Genomic DNA, 18,494 nt, shown 5'->3' with positions numbered 1-18,494 from the left:
CATCCTTGAATGCTGACGGTTGCGCGCCGCGGCGCGCAGACGTCAGAACTCGAAGCCGAATTTCTCCAACAGGCCGGCGGTCTCAAAGAGGGGCAACCCCATGATGCCCGAGTAGCTGCCGGCAATGTTCACGATCCAGGCCGCCGCCTGGCTCTGGATGGCGTAGGCGCCGGCCTTGCCGAAGGGCTCGCGGCTGGCGACGTAGCGATCGATCTGCGCGGCGGACAGCGGCGCGAACTCGACGTGCGACACGTTCAGCGCCTGGGCGCGGTGGCGGCCGTCGGCCACGGCCACGGCCGTGATGACGCGGTGGCTGCGGCCGGACAGCAGCGCGAGGATGCGGCGCGCGTCGGCCTCGTCTTCGGGCTTGCCGAGGATCAGGTCCTCGACGGCCACCGTCGTGTCGGCGCACAGAATGGGCGCCGGCGTCAGGCCGCGCGCGGCCCGCCGGGCGAGCGCCGCGTCCAGCTTGGCGGCCGTGACGCGGGCGCAGTAGGCCTCGGGCAGCTCACCCGCATGAACCGCCTCCAGCGCCTCGGCGTCCTCGTCGTCGCCGGGCAGCAGCAGTTCATGCCGCACGCCCAGCTGGTCCAGCAACTGGCGGCGGCGCGGGCTTTGCGAGGCGAGGTAGAGAAGCGGTGCGTTCATTCGCGGTGGTAGGGGTGGCCGGTCGTCACGGTCCAGGCGCGGTACAGGCCTTCGGCCAGCAGCACGCGGGCGAAGGCATGCGGCAGCGTCAGGTCGGACAGGCGCAGCGTCTCGTCGGCCGTGGCCTTGAGGTCGGGATGCAGGCCGTCCGGGCCGCCAATGATGAGGGCGGCGTCGCGGCCCTCCCCCATCCACAGCTTCAAACGCTCGGCGAGCTGAACAGAGGTGCGGCGTTCGCCGCGCTCGTCCAGGATGATGCGGCGCACGCCTCTCGGCAACGCGGCCTCGATGCGTGCGGCCTCTGCCGCCATCAACTGCTCGGCCGTCTTGCTGCCGCGCGTCTCGGCCTTGACGGCCTTCAGCTCCAGCCTGAGCTCGGGCGGAAAGCGCTTGGCGAAGTCGTCATAGGCGGTGTCCGCCCAGGCCGGCTGACGCTGGCCCACGGCGACAAGGAAGAGCCGCATCAGCCCTTCTTGGCCGGCGCCTTCTTGGCGGCCACCTTCTTGGCCGGAGCGGCCTTGGCGGTGGTCTTTGCCGCCGTCTTCGCGGGCGCTGCCTTCTTGACGCCCACCGTCGTCTTCACGGCCGCCTTCTTGGCCGCGGGCTTCTTCGCGGCCGGCTTGGCGGCGCCGACCTTGATGGTCTTGGCCACCGGTGCCTTGGCATCGGCGACGCGCGCCGGCGTCTTCTTGGCCGGCACCTTCTTGGCTGCCGTCTTGGTGGCAGGCGCAGCCTTCTTGGCCGGGGCTGCCGCGGTCTTGGCGGCCGGAGCCTTCTTGGCCGGCGCCTTCTTCGCGGCGGGCGCGGTGTCTTCGGAGGCCTTCACGAGCTTGGTCTCACCGCTGGCGACCTTGAGCTTGACGGGCTTCTCGCCCCAGATTTCCTCAAGGTGGTAGTAGTCGCGGATGGCAGGCTGCATCACATGAACGACGGCAGCGCCGCAGTCCACGATGATCCATTCGCCGTTGTCCTCGCCCTCCGTGCGCATGACCGTCATGCCGCGGCCCTTGACCGTCTCACGCACGCTGGAAGCGAGCGCCTTGGTCTGGCGGTTGCTGGTGCCGGAGGCAATGATGACGCGCTCGAACAGTGGCGACAGGTGTTCGGTGTTGAACACGACGATGTTCTGAGCCTTGACGTCTTCCAGACCATCGACGATGGCGCGTTGCAGCTTGCGAATGTCCATTCAGGGCTTCTTCCCGTAAAGACGGTGCGAGTCAATATAGCTCGCCACGTCGGCGCCCACCAAGGGGCTGATGTCGTCGCCACGCGCGATCGCGTTGCGCACGGCGGTGGATGAGAGGGGGATGTCCGGCAGGTTCAGCACCTGCAGGCGGTGCGGCGGCATGCCCGGCGGCGTTACGACGGCCTCGCCCGCCCGCGGCACGACCACCAGCGTGGCCAGTTGCGCCACCGTCTCGGCACGGTACCAGGTGGGCAGGCGGGCGTACTGGTCCTGGCCGATGAGGAACATCAGCTCGGCCTGCGGCGCCTCGCGCTTGAATTCGCCCAGCGTGTCCGCCGTGAAGCTGGGGCCCCGGCGATGCAGCTCGCGGTCATCGACGCAGAACCGCGGCTCGCCCGCGGTGAGCCGGCGCAGCATTTGCACGCGGTGCACGCCGGCGGCCATCACCTGGTCGGGCTTCTGCCACTGCCGGCCGGCGGGCAGCCACAGCAGGCGCTCGGGCGCCAGCGCGTCCAGCGCAAAGCGGGCGAAGGCCAGGTGGCCGAGGTGAGGCGGGTCGAAGCTGCCGCCGAACAGGGCCAGCTTCATAGCCACAGCGCCGTGGGGGTTTCGTCGGCCCAGTCGCGTGGCCGCAGGAAGTCGCTGTACAGCCGCGCCTCGGGCGTGCCGGGCTCGGGGGCCCAGTCGTAGCGCCAGCTCACCTGCGGGGGCATGGACATCAGGATGGATTCGGTGCGGCCGCCGGACTGCAGGCCGAACAGCGTGCCGCGGTCCCAGACGAGGTTGAACTCGACGTAGCGGCCGCGACGATACGCCTGGAAGTCGCGTTCGCGCTCGCCGTAGGCATAGCCCTGGCGGCGCTGCACGATGGGCAGGTAAGCGTCCAGGAAGGCGTCGCCCACCGAGCGGATCAGTGCGAAGCCACGGTCGAAGCCGCCGTCGTTGAAGTCGTCGAAGAAGATGCCGCCCACGCCGCGCGGTTCGTTGCGATGCTTCAGGAAGAAGTACTCGTCGCACCAGGTCTTGAAGCGCGGATGCAGGTCGTCGCCGTGGGGGGCCAGCGCATCACGGCAGGTGCGGTGGAAGTGCTGGGCGTCGCGCTCGTAGCCGTAGTACGGCGTCAGGTCCATGCCGCCGCCGAACCAGGTGACGGCCGGCGCGTTCGCGGGCAGCGCCGCGAACATGCGCACGTTCATGTGCACGGTGGGCACGAAGGGGTTGTGAGGGTGGATGACCAGCGACACGCCCATGGCCTCGAACGGCGCGCCGGCCAGCTCAGGCCGATGCTGCGTGGCCGAGGGCGGCAAGACCCGGCCCTTCACGTGCGAGAAGTTGACGCCGCCGCGTTCGAACACGGCGCCGCCTTCGATGAGACGGGACAGCCCGTCGCCCTCCAGTCGGCCGCCGGGCTCGCGCACCCAGCCGTCGCTGACGAAGGCATTGCCGTCGGCCGCTTCCAGCGCGGTGACGATGCGCTGCTGAAGGTCGAGCAGATAGTCGCGAACGGCTTGTGAGTTCATGGGCGCGGGCGGATGGGGCTGGCCAGCGCGGGGCGCTTGCCCGTGCGGTGGCCGAGGTAGTCGGCAAAGGCGGCGAAGTCGGCGTCGACGTCGCCGGTCGGCTGGATGAAGCGCGTCAGCGACACGACGCGCTCCTTGAAGTCGAAATAGCACAGGCCCACCGGCACGCCGGCCTGCACGGCCACCTGGTAGGCGCCGGTGCGCCAGCCGGTGGCCAGCGAACGCGTGCCCTCCGGCGCCGCGGCCAGCCAGAAGCGCTCGCCGCGGGCAGCGGCGGCCCGCATCTGGCGCACCGTGTCGCCCACCAGCCCGTGCGGGCTGCTGCGGTCCACGGCCACGCCGCCGATCCAGCGCGCCCACGGCCCCAGCAAAGGCACCTTGAACAGGCTGTCCTTGCCCCAGAAGCGCAGCTGCAGCCCCAGCGACCACTTGGCCAGCACGCCGACGACGAAATCCCAGTTGGACGTGTGCGGGTAGACCAGGATGACACCCTGCTCCGCCGGCAGCCCGGGCACGTCAAGCGTCCAGCCGCACAGCCCCAGCAGGCCGCGGGCCAGCCGGCTCTGGCGGCCGGTGGCATGCAACGGCCCGGTCAGGACGGTGGGGCTGCGCGTCAACGCTTGATGGCGCGGTGGCCGATGTCGCTGCGGTACTGCCGCCCGGCGAACTGGATGCCGGTGACGAGGTCGTAGGCACTCTGCGCCGCCGTGCGGGCCGACTCGCCCAGCGCCGTCACGCACAGCACGCGGCCGCCGCTGGTGAGCAGCTTGCCGTCCTGCTCGGTGGTGCTGGCGTGAAAGACCATGGCCTCGGCGTCGTCCGCCGGCAGGCCGGTGATGGCGTCGCCCTTGCGCGGATTCAGCGGGTAGCCCTCGGCCGCCAGCACGATGCCCAGCGCCACGCGGCGGTCCCACTGCAGCTCGACCTGGTCCAGCGTGCCGTCGGTCGCGTGCATCAGCAGCTCGAACAGGTCGCTCTTCATCCGCATCATGATGGGCTGCGTCTCGGGATCGCCCATGCGGGTGTTGAACTCCACCGTGCGCGGCTGGCCGTGCTCGTCGATCATCAGCCCGGCGTACAGGAAGCCGGTGAACGGATGGCCGTCCTTGGCCATGCCGGCGATGGTGGGCTGAATGATCTCGTGCATGACCTTGGCATGCACATTGGGCGTGACGACCGGCGCGGGCGAGTAGGCGCCCATGCCGCCGGTGTTGGGGCCTTCGTCGCCGTCCAGCAGGCGCTTGTGGTCCTGGCTGGTGGCCAGCGACACGACATGCCTGCCGTCACAGACGACGATGAAGCTGGCCTCCTCGCCGGCGAGGAAGTCCTCGATGACGACGCGCGCACCACCGGCGTTGTGCGTGACGCCGAGCTTGTTGTCTTCCAGGATCCAGCTGATGGCCTCGTGGGCCTCTTCCAGCGTCATCGCGACGACGACGCCCTTGCCCGCCGCCAGCCCGTCGGCCTTGATGACGATGGGAGCACCTCGACCGTCCACGTAGGCGTGGGCGGCGGCGGGGTCGGAGAAGGTTTCGTAGGCCGCCGTCGGGATGCCGTGGCGCTTCATGAAGTCCTTGGCGAAGGCCTTGGAGCTCTCCAGCTGCGCGGCCGCCTTGGTGGGGCCGAAGATGCGCAGGCCGCGGGCACGAAATTCGTCCACGACGCCCACCGCCAGCGCGGCCTCGGGGCCGACGACGGTCAGTGCGATCTTCTCCTGCGCCGCGAAGTCGGCCAGGGCCTGGGGGTCTGTCGCGGAGATGGCCACGTTCTGAAGCCGCTCGTCGCGCGCGGTGCCGCCGTTGCCGGGGGCGACGTAGACCTGGCTGACGCGCTCGGCCTGCGACAGCTTCCAGGCCAGCGCGTGTTCACGGCCGCCGTTGCCGATGACAAGGACTTTCATCAGCCGAGTTCCGCGTTGTGATAGACGGCCTGGGTGTCGTCGAGGTCTTCGATGACGTCCAAGAGCTTCTGCATGCGCTCGGCGTCCTCGCCGGTCAGCGCGATGGTGTTCTCGGGGCGCATCGTCACCTCGGCCAGCTCAGGCACCAGGCCGGCGGCTTCCAGCGCCGCCTTGACGACTTCATAGTCGGCGGGCGAGGTCAGCACCTCGATGGCACCGTCGTCGCCGGTGATGACGTCCTCGGCGCCGGCATCCAGCGCCACTTCCATGACCTTGTCCTCCGACGTACCAGGCGCGAACAGCAGCTGGCCCACGTGCTTGAACTGGAAGGCCACCGAGCCGTCCGTGCCCATGTTGCCGCCGTACTTGCTGAAGGCGTGGCGCACCTCGGCCACGGTGCGGACGCGGTTGTCCGTCATCGTGTCGATCATGATGGCCGCGCCGCCGATGCCATAGCCCTCGTAGCGGATTTCCTCGTACGTCAGGCCATCGATGTTGCCGCTGGCCTTGTCGATGTTGTACTTGATCCGGTCGGCCGGCATGTTGGCGGCCTTGGCCTTGTCGACGGCCAGCCGCAGACGCGGGTTGTCCTTGATGTCGGGGCCGCCCTGGCGGGCCGCGACCGTGATCTCACGGATGATGCGCGTCCAGATCTTGCCGCGCTTCTCGTCCTGGCGGCCTTTGCGGTGTTGGATGTTGGCCCATTTGGAATGACCAGCCATAAGTTCGGCTCCCGGCCGGCTGACGGTGCAGCGGCCTGATTTATCGTTGGCAGAAGTGTGATTTTAGAGGAGCGTCCATGACCGACCCCATCCTGCTGGCCCGCCATGGCGACATCGAGTGCCTGCTGCTGCCCGCGCTGGCCAACCGCCACGGCCTCATCACCGGTGCCACGGGCACCGGCAAGACCATCAGCCTGCAGACGCTGGCCGAGAACTTCTCCCGCATCGGCGTGCCCGTCTTCATGGCCGACGTGAAGGGCGACCTGACCGGCATCAGCCAGGCCGGCAACCCCAGCGAGAAGCTGCTCGCCGTGCTGAAGGACCGCGGCCTCGAACCGGCCGACAAGATCGCCTGCCCCACGACGCTGTGGGACGTGTTCGGCGAACAGGGTCACCCCGTGCGGGCCACCGTGTCGGACATGGGTCCGCTGCTGCTGGCCCGCATGCTGGCGCTGAACGAGACGCAGGCCGGCGTGCTGCAGATGGTGTTCAAGATCGCCGACGACCAGGGCCTGCTGCTGCTGGACCTGAAGGACTTGCGCGCGATGCTGCAACACGTCGGCGACAACGCCAGCCAGTTCACGACGCAGTACGGCAATGTGTCGGCCGCGAGTGTGGGCGCCATCCAGCGCGGCCTGCTGCAGATCGAGGCCCAGGGCGGGGACAGGTTCTTCGGCGAGCCGATGCTCAACATCGCCGACTTCATGCAGACCGAGTCGGGCCTGGGCGTCATCAACGTGCTGGCCGCCGACAAGCTGATGAACGCACCGCGGCTGTACGCGACCTTCCTGCTGTGGATGCTGAGCGAGCTGTTCGAGACGCTGCCCGAGGTGGGCGACCTGGACAAGCCCAAGCTGGTGTTCTTCTTCGACGAGGCCCACCTGCTGTTCAAGGACGCGCCGGACGCGCTGGTGGAGCGCATCGAGCTGGTCGTGCGCCTCGTGCGCTCCAAGGGCGTGGGCGTGTACTTCGTGACGCAGAACCCGCTGGACATCCCCGACGCCGTGCTGGGCCAGTTGGGCAACCGCGTGCAGCACGCGCTGCGCGCCTTCACGCCGCGTGACCAGAAGGCCGTCAAGAGCGCCGCCGAGACCATGCGCGCCAAGCCGGGCCTGGACATCGCGGCCGCCATCACGGAACTGGGCGTCGGCGAGGCGCTGGTCAGCCTGCTGGACGAGAAGGGCCGGCCCAGCATCACCGAGCGGGTGTTCGTGCTGCCGCCGGGCAGCCAGATCGGCCCCATCACGCCCACGCAGCGGCAGGCGCTGATCGCCAACTCGCTGGTGGCCGGCGTCTACGAGAAGCAGCTGGACCGCGAATCCGCCTACGAGAAGCTCAACGGCAAGCCCGCGGCGCCCGCTGGCGGCGGCATGGCGGGCGAGGCCGGCCAGGTGTTCAAGGGCGCGCCGGCCCAGCCCGCGCCGGCTGAGTCCGGCGGCGGGCTGATGGACGGCCTCAAGGACGTGCTGTTCGGCACCACCGGCCCGCGCGGCGGGCGCCACCCCGGACTGGCCGAGAAGGCGGCGCAATCGGCCGTGCGCAGCATCGGCTCGGCCGTGGGGCGCGAGATCATCCGCGGCGTGCTGGGCAGCATCCTGGGCGGTGGCGGGGGCCGTCGGCGCTGAGCGCGGCGCCGTTCGCGCCACAAGGCCCCCGTCCGTCGCAAGCCTCTGGCCCGCCTCGGGCGCTGGCTCCATGCTGCCGCCATGACATCCTTCCCCTGCAAATCGCACGACTGGGCCATCCACGTCGGCGGCACGGTGGCCATCTGCGTCATCGTGGGGTTGCTGAACTACCTGATCCGCGGCGGGCAGCTGGGCTACAGCATGCTGTACTCGTTCGCGATCGGCGTGCAGATATCGGCCTGCATTTCGCTGTTGCAGAAGGGGCTGGAGTGGCTGCTGCGCCGCTGGCGAGGCACGCCGTCCGCGCCCCCCAACGTCTGGATAGGCTGGGGCTGGATGATGCCGTGCATCCTGCTGGGCTCGGTGCTGGGTTTCACCGGCGGCCAGTGGCTGGCCGACACGTTGACCGGCAACCGGTCAACGCTGCTGTGGAACGTCGCAGACCGGCGCTTCGCGCTGTCGTTCGCGTTCACGCTGCTGGTCTCGCTGCTGGCGTCGATGTTCTTCTTCGCGGTGTTCAAGCTGAACCTGGCCCAGCTGCAGCAGGCCCAGGCCGAACGCCAGGCGGCCGAGGCGCGGCTGGCGCTGCTGCAAAGCCAGCTGGAGCCGCACATGCTGTTCAACACGCTGGCCCATCTGCGCGTGCTCATCAAGCTGCGGCCTGACGAAGCGCAGCAGATGCTGGACCGGCTCATCGACTACCTGCGCGCCACGCTGCAGGCCAGCCGCGCCACCGAGCACGCACTGGCCGACGAGTTCGAGCGCCTGTCCGACTACCTCGCACTGATGCAGCTGCGCATGGGCGCGCGCCTGCGCGTGCATCTGGCGCTGCCGGCCGGGTTGGGCGCCATCACCATCCCGCCGCTGCTGCTGCAGCCGCTGGTGGAGAACGCCATCAAGCACGGGCTGGAACCGCACGTGCAGGGCGGCGAGCTGCGCGTGTCGGCCCTGCGCGAGCCGGGCCGGCTGGTGCTGGAGGTGGCCGACAGCGGCGCGGGCCTGGCCGGCACCAGCGAACTGGGCAGCGTGGGCGCCGGCTTCGGGCTGACCCAGGTGCGCGAGCGGCTGGCGCAGCGCTATGGCGACGCCGCCACCTTCACGCTGCAGCCCCAGCCGGGCGGCGGCAGCATCGCCCGCATCGCCCTCCCGACATGACCACCGCGCTGATCGCCGAAGACGAACCCCTGCTGGCCGACGACCTGCGCGCCGAGCTGGCCGCCGCCTGGCCCGCGCTGCAGATCGTGGCCCAGGCGGGCAACGGGCCGGCCGCCGTCGAGCTGGCGCTGCGCCACCGGCCGCGCGTCTGCTTCCTGGACATCCGCATGCCCGGCATGACCGGACTGGAGGCGGCGCAGGCCATCACCGAGGACTGGCCCGACGACGCCGGCGCCCTGCCCCTGTTCGTCTTCGTGACGGCCTACGACCAGTACGCGCTGCAGGCCTTCGACGCCGCTGCGGCCGACTACCTGCTCAAGCCGGTGACACCCGAACGCCTGGCGCAAAGCGCGGCCCGGCTGCAGTCGCGCCTGGCACAGCCGGCCTTGGGCGACGCGACGCTGGCCTCGCTCCAGCAACTGCTGGCCCAGGCCGCCGCGCCCGCGCCGCGGCTGCGCCACCTGCAGGCCGCCGTGGGCGACGCCATCGAGCTGGTGCCCGTGGACGACATCTGCTATCTCGAAGCCGCCGACAAGTACGTGCGCGCCGTCACCGCCGAGCGCGACTACTGGGTGCGCGCGCCGCTGCGCGAGCTGCTGCCGCAGCTGGACCCTGAACGCTTCTGGCAGGTGCACCGCTCCACCGTCGTGCACATCGACGCCGTGGCCCGCGCGGCGCGGCAGGACAACGGCACCGTGCTGCTGGAGCTGCGCCAGCGGCCCGAGCGACTGACCGTCAGCCGCGTGCACGCCGGCCGGTTCAAGGCGCTGTGACGTCGAGGTAGCGCCGCGGCGATGGAAACCGTATAAACGGTTTTCATCGTTATGAGCCACGACCGCAAGCCACCGCCCCCCGAACGCGCCAAGCTCGTGCGCGACGGCTTCACGATGCCCGAGGCCGACTACGCGCTGCTGAAGGCGCTCAAGCACCGCCTGCACGGCCAGCAGCGGGAGGCCAAGAAGAGCGAGCTGCTGCGCGCCGGCCTGCAGGTGCTGGCCGCGCTGGACGACCGCGAGCTGGCCGCGGCGCTGGACCGGCTGGCGCCCGTGAAGACCGGCCGGCCGCCGAAATCGTGAGCCCCTCGTCCAACGGGTACGTTGGCCGGTCCCCCGAGGGGACGGCGATGCTGGCCGGATCGACCGGCCAGCACATCGCCAGTGCGGGCCGGCTCGGGAGCGGCCCATCGCTCGGCCCGCCAGGGCTCGACAACCCGCGCAATGGAAGGAGACCGCGATGACCGACGCGACCCTCTGGTGGCAGGCGCTGTGCGCCATTGCCGGCGTCAACCTGATCGCGTGGACGGCCTCCACCGCCTGGCTGCACCGCCACCGCCCCGACGGCACGACATGGCCGCACCAGCGGCTGCAGCTCGTGCTGTCGGCGCTGTACGTGCTGGGCTGCGGCTACCGCTCGGTGCTGCCGGTGTTCGACGTGCCACGCGTCGTCATGGTGGACTCCTGGGCGTCCAGCGTCATCGTTGGCCGCACGGTGGCCACCATCGCCGAGCTGAGCTTCGCGGCCCAGTGGGCGCTGCTGCTGCGCGGCGCCGCGCTGGCCACGGGCCACCTGTTCAGCCTGCGCGTGGCCTACGCCATCGTGCCGCTGATCGCCATTGCCGAGATCAACTCCTGGAACGCCGTGCTGACGACGCGCAACATCGGCCACGTCGCCGAGGAAGCGCTGTGGGGCACGGTGGCCGTGCTCAGCGTGGCGGCCATGCTGGGGCTGTGGCGACGCGTCGGCGCGCGGGGCCGCCGCTGGCTGGCCGCGGCCATCACGGCCGGCACGCTGTATGCGGGCTACATGTTCCTCGTCGACGTGCCCATGTACTGGGCGCGCTGGCTGGCCGACGAGGCTGCCGGCCGCGCCTACCAGACGCTGGCGGCCGGCATCGCCGACGCATCCAGCCGCTGGACCGTCTCGCATGACTGGGCGCACTGGCGCAGCGAGGTGGTGTGGATGACGCTGTACTTCAGCGTGGCCGTGTGGATCAGCATCGGGCTGGCCCATGTCAGGCTGCCGGCGCGGCGTCCTTAGAATTGGCGGCATCGCGGGCCGGGCACACGGCCCGCTCCCATTTCAGAGCCGACGATGAGCCATCCCGCCGCCCCCGCGCCCGCCCCCGCGACGAACTTCCTGCGCCAGCGCATCGAGCAAGACCTCGCTGCCGGCACGTTCGACGGCCGCCACTTCGCTGGCACGCCGGGCGACGCCGCCCACCACGCCGCCGGCCCGCTGGACGATGCGCGCATCCGCACCCGCTTCCCGCCCGAGCCCAACGGCTACCTGCACATCGGCCATGCCAAGAGCATCTGCCTGAACTTCGGCCTGGCGCGCGACTTCGGCGGCGCCTGCCACCTGCGCTTCGACGACACCAACCCCGAGAAGGAGGAGCTGGAGTACGTCAACGCCATCAAGGAGATGGTGCAGTGGCTGGGCTGGAGCTGGGGCGACAACCTGTTTGAGGCCAGCAGCTACTTCGACTTCATGTACCGGGCCGCCGAGGCGCTGATCACTGCCGGCCTGGCCTACGTGGACGAACAGAGCGCCGACGAGATGCGCGCCAACCGCGGCGACTTCGGTCGCCCGGGCGTGGACAGCCCCTTCCGCAGCCGCTCAGCCGAAGAGAACCTTGCGCGCTTTCGCGAGATGCGCGATGGCCGGCATGCCGACGGCGCGATGGTGCTGCGCGCCAAGATCGACATGGCCTCGCCCAACATCAACCTGCGCGACCCGACGCTGTACCGCATCAAGCATGCCGAGCACCACGCCACCGGCAAAACCTGGTGCATCTACCCGATGTACACCTTCGCGCACCCCATCGAGGACGCGCTGGAGCGCATCACGCACAGCATCTGCACGCTGGAGTTCGAGGACCAGCGCCCCTTCTACGACTGGCTGCTGAACCAGCTCGCCGATCTGGGCCTGCTGGCCCGTCCGCTGCCGCAGCAGATCGAGTTCGGCCGCCTGAACCTGAACTACGTCGTCACCAGCAAGCGCAAGCTGCGTCAGCTGGTCGAAGACAAGCACGTCAGCGGCTGGGACGACCCGCGCATGCCCACGCTCGTCGGCCTGCGTCGCCGCGGCTTCACGCCGGCCAGCCTGCGCGCGATGGTGGAAGCCACCGGCGCCAGCAAGCAGAACGCGTGGATCGACGACACGGTGCTGGACCAGGCGCTGCGTGCCGACCTGGAGCCACAGGCACCGCGGGCCTTCGCGGTGCTGCAGCCGCTGAAGCTGAAGCTGACCAACTACGGCGAGGTGTTCGGCAGTACCGACCACCGCGAGCCCTGCGAAACCGCCGCCCACCCGCACAAGCCGGAGCTGGGCCTGCGCAAGTTCTCGCTGGGCCCCGAGCTGTGGATCGAGGCGGAGGACTTCATGGAAGCGCCCGTGAAGGGCTACTTCCGGCTGTTCCCCGGCAACAAGGTGCGGCTGAAGGCCGGCTACATCATCGAATGCACCGGCGCCGAGAAAGACGCCGACGGCAGCATCACCGCCGTCCTCGCCACGGTCATCCCGGATACCAAGAGCGGCACGCCGGGTGCGGATGCCGTCAAGGTCAAGGGCACCATCGGCTGGGTGGGCGCGCACGAAGCCGTGGCGGCCGAGGTGCGGCTGTACGAACGCCTGTTCGCCGAGCCGCAGCCGGACGCCGGCGGCCGCGACTTCATCGAGTTCCTGAATCCGAACTCGCTGCGCGTGGTGCAGGGCTTCGTCGAGCCGTCGCTGGCCGGCGCCGCGGCCGACCAGCGCTGGCAGTTCGAGCGCCACGGGTATTTCGTGACCGACCGGGTGGACCACCGGGCGGACAAGCCCGTGTTCAACAAGATCACGGGGCTGAAGGACAGCTTCGCAAAGTGAAGCAGCGGGCTGAAGGGCCGATGCTGAAGGCGGCCGCCAGTGCGGTTGACACAGGTCACCGGTTTCACGCCGCCGTCTTTCTGTCCGAGGTTCGCTACGACGGCGACAAGCTGGTGCTCACCTTGACCTGCCCCGACGAAGTACAGCAGGCAGTGACCACCTTCACCGAAGTGGTGGGCTTTCGGCTGCTGGATGAGGGGAATCTGCTGGAGTTCTGGCCCCGCTGCGCTGCTGACCACGGATGGCTCTTCGAGATCAGCGAGAACGGCTGGTTCGCGCAAGAGTCCCTGCGCAGCGGCTTCCTGTCGAGCGACGCGCCAGGCATCACGGAATACTTCGTGGTTAGCACCAACGATTGCCTGAACGTGGTGGCGGGTGCGCGGCCCACCGTAGAGATCCACGCCGTCTGACGATAGCCGCGGCCTCAGCCGCGGCGCAGGACGATGGGGCTGGCGTAATCGCGGCCCACAACGGCGCGCGCGAACAGGTAGTTCTGCCGCGCCTTCTCGCTCAGAGAATCCAGCAGCACACCGCCATGCTTGTCGCATGGGAAGGCCAGCGCGCGACCGGCTTGGAACAGGGACTCGAAACGCAGCTCATAGTCGTCGCACATCAGGGGCATGGGGCGTGAGTTCATGGGGCACCTCGCTGGATGCGAGACTAGGCGCCGCCCTCACCCGCCGCGCGTGAAAACGTCGCAACCGCGCCGCGCACCCCCTCCCTGAGCGGCCCGGGCGCCAACATGTCACGCCGTCAACGGCCGGCCCTGCGCAGCAGGTCGATCTGGAACGGCCGGTCGTCCATCTCCACCCGGGTCGGCGTGGGTGTCCTGAGCAGGAACAGCCGCCGCCGCGGCAGCGCCAGCCGGGCCAGTGCCGGCTCCAGATAGCGCCGCAGCAAGGCCTGCAGCGACCCGTCGGCAAACGCCAGCCGCAGGCCGCGCTCCAAGCGCTCGATGGCCGTGCGGTTGTCGGCATGCGTGTAGAGATACTGTGGCAGGTCGTAGGACAGCAGCAGGCTGTCGTCCAGCGCCAGTCCCGGCATGCCGGCGTGCGCCTGGATTTCGTGCCCCACCTCCAGCACGCTGCGGCAGAACAGGTCGGCGCGACCCACGGCCACGACCTCGAACAAGGCTTCGTAGGTCGCCACCTCCGCGACCGTGAAGCCATTGGCCCGCATGACGGCCACGTCGGCCCAGTCGCGCCCCTGCACATGGCGCAGCCGGGCCACGGCGGCGAGGCTGTCCGCCGCACGCACAGCCGCCTGGCTGGGCGCATGCACGAAGCAGACGCGGTAGCGGTTGACGCCCAGATGGATGGGAAAGCGCACCGGCACCAGCCCGGCCGCGCGGCCCACTTCCGGCCCCGTGACGACGAGGAAGTTGAGCACCGTCCGCGCCGAGGCTTCCAGCAGCGCGCGCTGCTTGTTCATCGGCAGCGACAACACCAGCCTGAACGGCCCGTCGTCGCGCTCGGTCTTCTGCAGCGCCAGCTGCACGGCGTCGCGCACGTAGGCATTGCGCATGTCGGCCTCGCCGTCCGGGGCACGCAGCGTCAGCACCAGCTCAGAGGCACGCGCCGACCCCGCCGCCAGCAGGACGGGAAGGCTCGTCAGCAGCTGGCGCCTGGGCAACATGGGGGCAATGTAGCCCCGCGCGGCGGCGCCGGGAAGTCAGTCGGACAGGTCGGCCAGCCTTCTCACCTTGACCTTGCGGCCCTTGAGCTTGCCGGCCGACAAACGCCGCACGGCCTCCTTCGCGATATCACGCTGCACCGCAACATAACTGTGGAAGTCGGTGACATTGATCTTGCCGATCTGCGCCGATGTGAAGCCGGCTTCGCCCGTCAGCGCGCCCAGGATGTCACCGGGACGGATCTTCTCCTTGCGGCCGCCCAGGATCTGCAGCGTGTCCATCGCGGGCAGCAGCGGGCCGCCGGGCGCGTCGGTCAGCGCGTCCAGCGGCTGCCACTGGAACGGCGCCGACTGCAGCTGCTCGATGCGCCCCACGCGGCCCATCTCGTCCAGGCTGGCCAGGCTCAGCGCCAGGCCGGGCGCGCCCGCGCGCCCGGTGCGGCCGATGCGGTGCACGTGCTGCTCCACATCGGCGCTGATGTCCACGTTGATGACGCAGGCCAGGTTGGCGATGTCCAGCCCGCGCGCGGCGACGTCGGTGGCCACCAGCACCGACGCGCTGCGGTTGGCGAACTGGATCAGCACCTGGTCCCGGTCACGCTGCTCCAGGTCGCCGTGCAGCGCCAGCACGACGAAGCCTTGCGCCGCCAGCACGGCCTCCAGGTCACGGCACTGCTGCTTGGTGTTGCAGAAGGCGATGGTCGACTCGGGGCGGAACGCGCGCAGCAGCCGCGGCACGGCGTCCAGCCGCTGCGCCTCGGTCACCTCGTAGGCAATCTGGCGGATGGTGGACGCGGCCGCGCTGGTGGCGCCGGCCACCTTCACCGTCTGCGGCTCGCGCATGAACTTCTGCGCGATGTCCTTCACGCCATCCGGGAAGGTGGCAGAGAACAGCAGCGTTTGCCGGTTGGCAGGTGCGCGCCTGGCCACGGCCTTGATGTCGTCGACGAAGCCCATGTCCAGCATGCGGTCGGCCTCGTCCAGCACCAGCGTGTTCAGCGCGGCCAGGTCCAGCGTGCCGCGTTCCAGGTGGTCGATGAGCCGGCCCGGCGTGCCCACGGCGATGTGTGCACCGAAGGACAGGCTCTCGATCTGCGGCTTCATGGGGCTGCCGCCACACAGGCTCAGCACCTTGATGTTGTCGGCCGCGCGCGCCAGGCGGCGGATCTCCTGCGTGACCTGATCGGCCAGCTCGCGCGTCGGCGCCAGCACCAGCGCCTGCACGCGCGGCAGATCGGCCTTGAGCCGGTGCAGCAGTGCGATGGCGAAGGCAGCCGTCTTGCCGGAGCCGGTCTGCGCCTCGCCGATGACGTCGCGGCCCGCGAGGGCCAGCGGCAGGCTGGCGGCCTGGATGGGCGTCATCTGCGCGTAGCCGAGCTGGTCGAGGTTGGCCAGCATGGCGGGGCTCAGCGGCAGTGTGGAAAAAGCGATGTCGGTCATGCCACCATTGTCCCGCGTGTGACTTCCTGCGCGATTTGCGCTGGCAGCCGGTGCCGCCTTGCAATTGCTCACGATTGCGACCAAGGTCGATCACTAGCATTCGCCGCGGGCCTGCCGCCCCGCCTAACGCCATGCCTACCGTCACCCGCTCCTTCCCGGAAACCCAGCCCATCGACCCGCCCACATCGGCGCGGCCGAGAGTGCTGGAAGGCGGCGGAACGGCGCGCCCAGCGGCCTCGCGCGCCGCGATGCCGGCCGCGCCCAGGCCGCGCCCCGCCGCCGGCCCGCGTGCGCAGGGCACCGCCGTCAAGGCCGAGGGCCTGCCACGCTGGGCCAAGGGCGTCGTCATCGGCGGCGTGCTGCTGGCCGTGGCCATGCCGGCCTCGGTGCTGATGTCGCGCTCCATGCTGGTGCAGGAAGCTCTGGCGGCCGAAAGCGGCTCCAAGGCAGCGATGGTCTGCACGGCCGGCGACGCTCGCGCCGTGGACGACTCCAGCGTGATGGGCTGGCTGTTCGGGGGCTCGTTCTTCAGCTGTGGCTACTGGGAAACGCGCGAAGCCCGCCAGCAGCGCGAGCGCGACCGGGCCCACAACAACTACATGGCCCGCGAGCGGGCACGCCAGGGGCTGCCGCCGAACTAGCGGCTGCACCGGCCTGGTGCCATGAAAAAAGCCGGCCTGCACAGCCGGCTTTTTCAATGCGCCGACGGCGCGGGCGCAGGCCGGCGTCAGCCCATGTGCAGGCCGCCGTTGCAGGAGAAGTCCGCACCGGTCGTGAAGCCGCTGTCCTCGCCGGCCAGCCAGGCGACGACGGAGCCGATTTCCTCGGGCGTACCCAGGCGCTTGACGGGAATCGTCGCGACGATCTTCTCCAGGATCTCGGGCTTGATGGCCTTGACCATGTCGGTGCCGATGTAGCCGGGGCTGACCGTGTTGACCGTCACGCCCTTGGCTGCCAGCTCCTGCGCCAGCGCCATCGTGAAGCCGTGCATGCCGGCCTTGGCGGCGGAGTAGTTGGTCTGGCCGGCCTGGCCCTTCTCGCCGTTGACCGAGCTGATCTGGATGATGCGGCCCCAGCCCTTTTCCACCATGCCAGGCACGACCTGCTTGGTCACGTTGAACATGGAGTTCAGGTTGGTGTCGATGACGGCCTTCCAGTCTTCGGGCGTCATCTTCAGGAACATGCGGTCGCGCGTGATCCCGGCGTTGTTGACCAGCACGTCGATGGCGCCGTGCTCGCTGATGGCCTTCGTGAAGGCCTCGACCGTCGAGTCCCAGTCGGCGACATTGCCGACCGAGGCGTAGAACGTGTAGCCCAGGGCCTTCTGTTCATCCAGCCACTTCTGGTAGTCGCGGCTCGGGCCGCAGCCGGCGATGACCTTGAAGCCAGCCTTGGCGAGCTTCTGGCAGATGGCGGTGCCGATGCCACCCATGCCGCCCGTGACGTAGGCAATCTTCTGGCTCATTGGAGTCTCCTTGTGGTTGGAGTGGGGAAAAAGTGATTAACGCTCGACCGTCAGTGCAACGCCCATGCCGCCGCCGATGCACAGCGACGCGATGCCCTTCCTGGCGTCACGCTTGACCATCTCGTGCAGCAGCGTGACGAGCACGCGGCAACCGCTGGCGCCGATGGGGTGGCCCAGCGCGATGGCGCCGCCGTTGACGTTGACCTTGCTCGTGTCCCAGCCCATCTCGTTGTGCACGGCACAGGCCTGGGCCGCGAAGGCCTCGTTGATCTCCAGCAGGTCCAGGTCGGCCGCCTTCCAGCCGGCGCGGGCCAGCGCCTTCTGCGCCGCGGGCACGGGGCCCATGCCCATGTAGGCCGGGTCCAGGCCGGCCGACGCGTAGGACGCAATGCGCGCCAGCGGCGTCAGGCCCAGCGCCGCGGCCTTGGCGGCCGTCATCACCATCACGGCGGCGGCGCCGTCATTCAGGCCCGACGCGTTGCCGGCCGTCACGCTACCGGCCTTGTCGAAGGCGGGGCGCAGGCCGGCCAGCGCTTCGGCGGTGGACTTGCGGTTGATGAACTCGTCGGCGGCGAACACGACGGGGTCGCCTTTCTTCTGCGGGATCGTGAAGGGCACGATCTCGTCCTTGAAACGACCCGCTTCCTGCGCCGCGGCGGCCTTCTGCTGGCTGCCCAGCGCCAGCGCGTCCTGCTGCTCGCGGGTGATGCCGTACTTCTTCGCGATGTTCTCGGCGGTGATGCCCATGTGGTACTGGTTGTACACGTCCCACAGGCCGTCGGTGATCATCGTGTCGACCATCTTCCAGTCGCCCATGCGCTGGCCGTCGCGCGAGCCGGGCAGCACGTGGGGGCTGAGGCTCATGCTCTCCTGGCCGCCGGCGATGACGATGTCGCTGTCGCCGTCGCGGATGGCCTGGGCGGCCAGCATCACGGCCTTCAGGCCGGAGCCGCACACCTTGTTGATCGTGAACGCCGGCACGCCCTGCGGCAGGCCGGCCTTGATGACCGCCTGGCGGGCCGGGTTCTGGCCCACGCCGGCCGTCAGCACCTGGCCGAGGATGACCTCGTTGATCTGCTCGCCGGCCAGCCCGGTGCGGCGCAGCAGGTCCTGGATGACGGCGGCGCCCAGCTCGCTGGCGGGGGTCTTGGCGAGCGTGCCGCCGAACTTGCCGATGGCGGTGCGCGCGGCGGCGACGATGACGATGTCTTGCTGGCTCATGGGAGTCTCCTTCTCAGTGATACGGACGAAACGTTTTCGGGCCGAGCGCCGGGCCGCTCCCAAGCCGGCCCGCGATGGCGATGTGCTTGCAGCTCAACGCTGCAAGCATCGCCGGC

Annotated in this window: 21 protein-coding genes; 8 read left to right on the top strand and 13 right to left on the bottom strand. The window is 69.7% G+C overall.

Annotated elements, in window-relative coordinates; all coding sequences use genetic code 11:
• Nucleotides 1-42 precede the first annotated feature (42 nt).
• Genes ACG04Q_RS10455 through ACG04Q_RS10420 form a run of 8 tightly spaced genes read right to left on the bottom strand, consistent with a single transcriptional unit; the run spans nucleotide 43 to nucleotide 5,976 of the window.
• A complete protein-coding gene (locus ACG04Q_RS10455) occupies nucleotides 43-648 on the bottom strand; it encodes a Maf family protein (protein WP_394510855.1) in 606 nt (201 codons plus the stop codon).
• A complete protein-coding gene (rlmH, locus tag ACG04Q_RS10450; protein ID WP_394510854.1) occupies nucleotides 645-1,112 on the bottom strand; it encodes a 23S rRNA (pseudouridine(1915)-N(3))-methyltransferase RlmH in 468 nt (155 codons plus the stop codon). Before rlmH ends, ACG04Q_RS10455 begins: the two co-directional genes overlap by 4 nt.
• Nucleotides 1,112-1,834: a ribosome silencing factor gene (gene rsfS, locus ACG04Q_RS10445; protein WP_394510853.1), complete on the bottom strand. Its 723-nt coding sequence runs from the start codon at nucleotides 1,832-1,834 to the stop codon at nucleotides 1,112-1,114. The genes rlmH and rsfS overlap by 1 nt, the downstream gene beginning before the upstream one ends.
• Nucleotides 1,835-2,422: a nicotinate (nicotinamide) nucleotide adenylyltransferase gene (gene nadD, locus ACG04Q_RS10440; protein WP_394510852.1), complete on the bottom strand. Its 588-nt coding sequence runs from the start codon at nucleotides 2,420-2,422 to the stop codon at nucleotides 1,835-1,837.
• The gene (gene hemF / locus ACG04Q_RS10435; protein WP_394510851.1) at nucleotides 2,419-3,354 is read right to left on the bottom strand and encodes an oxygen-dependent coproporphyrinogen oxidase; all 936 of its coding nucleotides are present in this window, start codon (nucleotides 3,352-3,354) and stop codon (nucleotides 2,419-2,421) included. Before hemF ends, nadD begins: the two co-directional genes overlap by 4 nt.
• Nucleotides 3,351-3,971: a 1-acyl-sn-glycerol-3-phosphate acyltransferase gene (locus ACG04Q_RS10430; protein ID WP_394510850.1), complete on the bottom strand. Its 621-nt coding sequence runs from the start codon at nucleotides 3,969-3,971 to the stop codon at nucleotides 3,351-3,353. Before ACG04Q_RS10430 ends, hemF begins: the two co-directional genes overlap by 4 nt.
• The gene (purD, locus tag ACG04Q_RS10425; RefSeq protein ID WP_394510849.1) at nucleotides 3,968-5,254 is read right to left on the bottom strand and encodes a phosphoribosylamine--glycine ligase; all 1,287 of its coding nucleotides are present in this window, start codon (nucleotides 5,252-5,254) and stop codon (nucleotides 3,968-3,970) included. The genes ACG04Q_RS10430 and purD overlap by 4 nt, the downstream gene beginning before the upstream one ends.
• Complete coding sequence (locus ACG04Q_RS10420; RefSeq protein ID WP_394510848.1) at nucleotides 5,254-5,976, bottom strand: YebC/PmpR family DNA-binding transcriptional regulator; 723 nt, start codon at nucleotides 5,974-5,976, stop codon at nucleotides 5,254-5,256. Before ACG04Q_RS10420 ends, purD begins: the two co-directional genes overlap by 1 nt.
• A 77-nt stretch (nucleotides 5,977-6,053) precedes the next feature.
• Between ACG04Q_RS10420 and ACG04Q_RS10415 the strand changes: the two genes are divergently transcribed.
• The 7 genes from ACG04Q_RS10415 to ACG04Q_RS10385 all read left to right on the top strand — a co-directional run bounded on the left by ACG04Q_RS10415 (nucleotide 6,054) and on the right by ACG04Q_RS10385 (nucleotide 13,030).
• Complete coding sequence (locus ACG04Q_RS10415) at nucleotides 6,054-7,601, top strand: helicase HerA-like domain-containing protein (protein ID WP_394510847.1); 1,548 nt, start codon at nucleotides 6,054-6,056, stop codon at nucleotides 7,599-7,601.
• Between the two features lie 81 nt (nucleotides 7,602-7,682).
• Nucleotides 7,683-8,756, top strand: a complete 1,074-nt coding sequence (locus ACG04Q_RS10410; protein WP_394510846.1) for a sensor histidine kinase — start codon at nucleotides 7,683-7,685, stop codon at nucleotides 8,754-8,756.
• On the top strand, nucleotides 8,753-9,529 hold the full coding sequence (locus ACG04Q_RS10405) for a LytR/AlgR family response regulator transcription factor (RefSeq protein ID WP_394510845.1): 777 nt from the start codon (nucleotides 8,753-8,755) through the stop codon (nucleotides 9,527-9,529). Before ACG04Q_RS10410 ends, ACG04Q_RS10405 begins: the two co-directional genes overlap by 4 nt.
• Before the next feature lie 51 nt (nucleotides 9,530-9,580).
• Nucleotides 9,581-9,832 (top strand): hypothetical protein, encoded by a 252-nt coding sequence (locus tag ACG04Q_RS10400; protein ID WP_394510844.1) that lies wholly within the window; start codon nucleotides 9,581-9,583, stop codon nucleotides 9,830-9,832.
• A 157-nt stretch (nucleotides 9,833-9,989) separates the two neighbouring features.
• Entirely contained in the window at nucleotides 9,990-10,793 is an 804-nt protein-coding gene (locus ACG04Q_RS10395; protein ID WP_394510843.1) for a hypothetical protein, read from the top strand.
• 54 nt (nucleotides 10,794-10,847) lie between these two features.
• Nucleotides 10,848-12,620: a glutamine--tRNA ligase/YqeY domain fusion protein gene (locus ACG04Q_RS10390; RefSeq protein ID WP_394510842.1), complete on the top strand. Its 1,773-nt coding sequence runs from the start codon at nucleotides 10,848-10,850 to the stop codon at nucleotides 12,618-12,620.
• A 20-nt stretch (nucleotides 12,621-12,640) separates the two neighbouring features.
• Nucleotides 12,641-13,030 (top strand): hypothetical protein, encoded by a 390-nt coding sequence (locus ACG04Q_RS10385; protein ID WP_394510841.1) that lies wholly within the window; start codon nucleotides 12,641-12,643, stop codon nucleotides 13,028-13,030.
• A 14-nt stretch (nucleotides 13,031-13,044) separates the two neighbouring features.
• On the opposite strand, the gene ACG04Q_RS10380 is transcribed toward ACG04Q_RS10385, so the two are convergent.
• From ACG04Q_RS10380 to dbpA, 3 genes are all read right to left on the bottom strand, one after another.
• Nucleotides 13,045-13,257 (bottom strand): hypothetical protein, encoded by a 213-nt coding sequence (locus ACG04Q_RS10380; RefSeq protein WP_394510840.1) that lies wholly within the window; start codon nucleotides 13,255-13,257, stop codon nucleotides 13,045-13,047.
• Between the two features lie 116 nt (nucleotides 13,258-13,373).
• Nucleotides 13,374-14,255, bottom strand: coding sequence for a hypothetical protein (locus ACG04Q_RS10375; protein WP_394510839.1), 882 nt, complete (start codon nucleotides 14,253-14,255; stop codon nucleotides 13,374-13,376).
• A 36-nt stretch (nucleotides 14,256-14,291) separates the two neighbouring features.
• Nucleotides 14,292-15,692 carry an ATP-dependent RNA helicase DbpA gene (gene dbpA / locus ACG04Q_RS10370; protein ID WP_394510838.1) on the bottom strand — a complete coding sequence of 467 codons (1,401 nt, stop codon included), beginning with the start codon at nucleotides 15,690-15,692 and terminating at the stop codon, nucleotides 14,292-14,294.
• A gap of 131 nt (nucleotides 15,693-15,823) precedes the next feature.
• On the opposite strand from dbpA, the gene ACG04Q_RS10365 reads away from it, so the two are divergent.
• On the top strand, nucleotides 15,824-16,333 hold the full coding sequence (locus ACG04Q_RS10365) for a hypothetical protein (protein WP_394510837.1): 510 nt from the start codon (nucleotides 15,824-15,826) through the stop codon (nucleotides 16,331-16,333).
• An 86-nt stretch (nucleotides 16,334-16,419) separates the two neighbouring features.
• Here the strand turns inward: ACG04Q_RS10365 and phbB are convergent, their stop codons facing one another.
• The gene (gene phbB / locus ACG04Q_RS10360; RefSeq protein WP_394510836.1) at nucleotides 16,420-17,157 is read right to left on the bottom strand and encodes an acetoacetyl-CoA reductase; all 738 of its coding nucleotides are present in this window, start codon (nucleotides 17,155-17,157) and stop codon (nucleotides 16,420-16,422) included.
• A gap of 36 nt (nucleotides 17,158-17,193) precedes the next feature.
• Entirely contained in the window at nucleotides 17,194-18,378 is a 1,185-nt protein-coding gene (locus tag ACG04Q_RS10355; protein ID WP_394510835.1) for an acetyl-CoA C-acetyltransferase, read from the bottom strand.
• Between the last annotated feature and the right edge of the window lie 116 nt (nucleotides 18,379-18,494).

Origin of the sequence: Pelomonas lactea (assembly GCF_043555885.1) — a bacterium.
Classification (GTDB): Bacteria; Pseudomonadota; Gammaproteobacteria; order Burkholderiales; family Burkholderiaceae_C; genus Pelomonas; species Pelomonas lactea.
This window is presented reverse-complemented; position numbering and strand designations above follow the sequence as displayed.